This window comes from Plantactinospora sp. A48 (assembly GCF_055793945.1).
Window position 1 is genome coordinate 1 of sequence record NZ_JBTIXF010000123.1, and the last position, 3,087, is coordinate 3,087.

A 3,087-nucleotide genomic window follows, 5' to 3' on the forward strand; every position below is an offset into this window, starting at 1 on the left:
GAAGCGGTGCGGTGTTCGTGGTTTTTCGCTGTTAGGTGGTTCTGTCGTTTTCCCCTCTGTTTTTCTTTTTTCTTTTTCTTTTTTTTTTTCCTTCTCTTCCCCCCCCCCCCCCCCCCCCCCCCCCCCCCCCGGCACGGTACTAGCCCTTGGGCGGTTCGTTGATGGCGCCCCACGGGACGCACTTGAACTTGCTGGGGTCGCCGAGATTGACCTTGAGCTGGAGGTCGTTCAGCCGGAAGACGCCGGCGCTGGTGTACCGGGCGACCTGGCCGAGGTTGGTGATCGTGACGCTGTCGGCGCTCTGGCCGAAGCCGCCGGACTCCCCGCCGAGCGGCCCGGCGTCCTGGCCGATCTTGATCTCGTGGAACTCGGCGTTACCGCGCAGCTCGTCCATGCCGATCAGCAGGTTGTCGGCGTGCGCCGGGTTGTCCGGGTCGGTGCCGGCCTTGATGGTCAGCGTGACCGGCATGCCGGCGACGTTCACCGACTGGCACATGTTGTAGAGGTCGGCGCTCTTCATCCCCGAGACGGCGATCGGGTGGGCGCCGTCCTTGGCGGTGGCGACGCCGCCGTACTGGGTGAACTCCTTCCCCTCAAGCCGGTCGGCGGAGACCTGGAAGGTCGAACCGGAGACGTTCAGCGACGCGGCGATCGCGCCGTTGGCCAGGCCGACCACGATGCCGGCGGCCGCGACGGCACCCGGCACCATCAGCACGGCGAATCGGCGCCATCTGGTGCGGCCCTGCACCAGACTGTCACGGGAATCCTGCACAGGTCCTCCTTGGTGGGTCGCCCAGCGGCCGCGCTCGCGGATTGGGGGGCGTGGGCGATTCTCAGGTTCACCGCTCGGCGCTTACTGGTGGGTAGCCGAGCGTGCGCCCGATGCTCTCGCGAAGCGACCTGCCTCACAAGACCCTTGCTACTCGCGGGTAACTGGGGTAGGCGGCCGTAGTCGCCCCGGGTAACCAGCCGGATCCGGAAGCGCGGTCGACTAGTCGCCACAAATCCCTCGGAAACGGCACTCAAGTTGCCGGGTCTTTAACCGGACGTAGCCAAATTCGCCTAACATCACGGTTTGATAACGACAGCCTGACCGGGAGCTTGGAGCACCGTTCGGATGAGTGCCGGATCCCCTCGCGGAGAATCAGTCCACACCGGACAGCCAGCGGGAAATGATGAGCCGGTCGATCGCGTCGTCCCGGCCCAACCGGCGACCCGAGGCCAGCCGGTCCCGTAACTGGGCACGGGTGAACCAACGCGCCTCCACCAGCTCGACACCGTCCACCCTGATCTGGTCGTCCGCCGCGAGCGCGGTGAAGCCCACCATCAGCCCCGCCGGGAACGGCCACCCCTGGGACGCCTGGTAACGCACCTCGGTGAGCCGCAGACCGGTCTCCTCGGCGGCCTCGCGCCGTACCGCGTCCTCCAGGCTCTCGCCGACCTCGACGAACCCGGCCACCAGCGCGAACCCGTCCGGTCCGGCACCGGCGTGCCGGGCCAGCAGGCACCGGGCCGGGTCTCCGGGCGCCTCGATCACCACGATCACCGCCGGCTCGATCCGGGGAAACAGCAGCCGGCCACAGTCCGGGTCCGAGCAGACCCGGACATGCCCGCCGTCCCGACTGGTCGTCTGAGCCCCGCACGCGCCGCAGAACGCCTGGTTGCGGTGCCAGTACAGCAGACCCCGCCCGTACGCCTGGATGGCCGCCTCCGCCGGCGACAGGCCCCCGACAATGGCCCGCACCTCGGCGGTGCGCTCCGCGCCGGCCGCGGTGAGCGCCGACTCCTCGGACAGTCCGGACAGGTCGACCGCGAACACCGCCTCGGTGCCGGCCAGCCCGAGGAAGACGGGTTCGGCCCCGGCCGTGCGTACCGGGTCCGCCTCGGCACCCGTCAGCCGGATCGGCGTGGCCTGATCACCAGCGACCAGGCACCGGTCGCGCCACAGCGGCACGATCCGGGCGTCCCCGGCGAGTCGGTCGGCCACCCACCGCGGATCCGACCGGGCCGCGCCCGCCCGATCCAACCAACCACCGGTGTACGTCAGGGGCTGTTCATCTCGCACGCTGGCTACCCTCGCACGCCCGGGCCGGGCGCACCCGGGAGGGCGGCTCGCCCAGGTTGGTGGCCCGGTCGTGGCAGCCCGGCGGTGGCGGGCGGGCCCCTGGTAGCGGCGGCTCAGGATCCGGGATCGGACTCCTGGGTGGGCCGTTGTCCTGCTCTCATCCGGTCGTTCAGGCGGTATCCGGCGATGCTCTGGGGTATGCCAGAGATCGCAGGCACGTCCCGGCCGCCAGGGATGGCGGAGACAGGAGCGAAAACGCATGAGGATCGGAATAGTCGGATCGGGCAACATCGGCGGCACTCTGACGCGCCGGTTGCAGGCGCTCGGGCATGACGTCACGGTGTCGAACTCGCGGGGACCCGACTCGTTGCGGGACCTCACCGAGGAAACGGGTGCCCGCGCCGACACCGTGGCGGGCGCCGCCGCCGATGCCGACCTGGTGGTGATCGCGGTACCGGTCAAAGCCGTTCCGGATCTGCCCGCCGAGGCGTTCCGGGACAAGATCGTGGTGGACGCCAACAACTACTACTCGCAACGAGATGGGGACATCCCAGACATCGCCGACCGGAGCCTGAGCTCAAGTCGGTGGACCGTCGGGCACCTTCCCGGTGTTCGACTGGTCAAGGCGTTCAACAACATCCAGGCACAACACCTGATGGAACGCGGTCAGCCGGCCGGTACGCCGGACCGGATCGCCCTGCCGGTGGCCGGGGACGACGCCGAGGCGAAGCGGCTGGTCATGGATCTGGTGGAGCAGTTGGGCTTCGCCGCGGTGGACGCCGGCACGCTCGACGAGAGCTGGCGGCAGCAGCCCGACACTCCGGTCTACGGCGCCGACCTGGACGCCGCAGGGGTGGAGAAGGGACTGGCCGAGGCTAGGCCGTGAGGGCGAGAGACTCCGGTGGTACATAGGAAAAGGGCCACCCCCTGTTGGGGGTGGCCCTTTAACCATGTTGAGTCCGGCGGCGTCCTACTCTCCCACATCCTCCCGGATGCAGTACCATCGGCGCTGGTGGGCTTAG

Annotated in this window: 3 protein-coding genes; 1 reads left to right on the top strand and 2 read right to left on the bottom strand. The window is 69.1% G+C overall.

The window, feature by feature from the left end:
• Nucleotides 1–139 precede the first annotated feature (139 nt).
• Together ACXN5W_RS30185 and nudC are read right to left on the bottom strand one after the other, a co-directional pair.
• Nucleotides 140–772 carry a DUF6230 family protein gene (locus tag ACXN5W_RS30185; RefSeq protein WP_473161787.1) on the bottom strand — a complete coding sequence of 211 codons (633 nt, stop codon included), beginning with the start codon at nt 770–772 and terminating at the stop codon, nt 140–142.
• Nucleotides 773–1,144: 372 nt separating this feature from the next.
• Nucleotides 1,145–2,065, bottom strand: a complete 921-nt coding sequence (gene nudC, locus ACXN5W_RS30190) for an NAD(+) diphosphatase (RefSeq protein WP_473161788.1) — start codon at nt 2,063–2,065, stop codon at nt 1,145–1,147.
• Between the two features lie 178 nt (nt 2,066–2,243).
• Between nudC and ACXN5W_RS30195 the strand changes: the two genes are divergently transcribed.
• Nucleotides 2,244–2,951: an NADPH-dependent F420 reductase gene (locus ACXN5W_RS30195; protein WP_473161789.1), complete on the top strand. Its 708-nt coding sequence runs from the start codon at nt 2,244–2,246 to the stop codon at nt 2,949–2,951.
• The last annotated feature ends 136 nt before the right edge of the window (nt 2,952–3,087 follow it).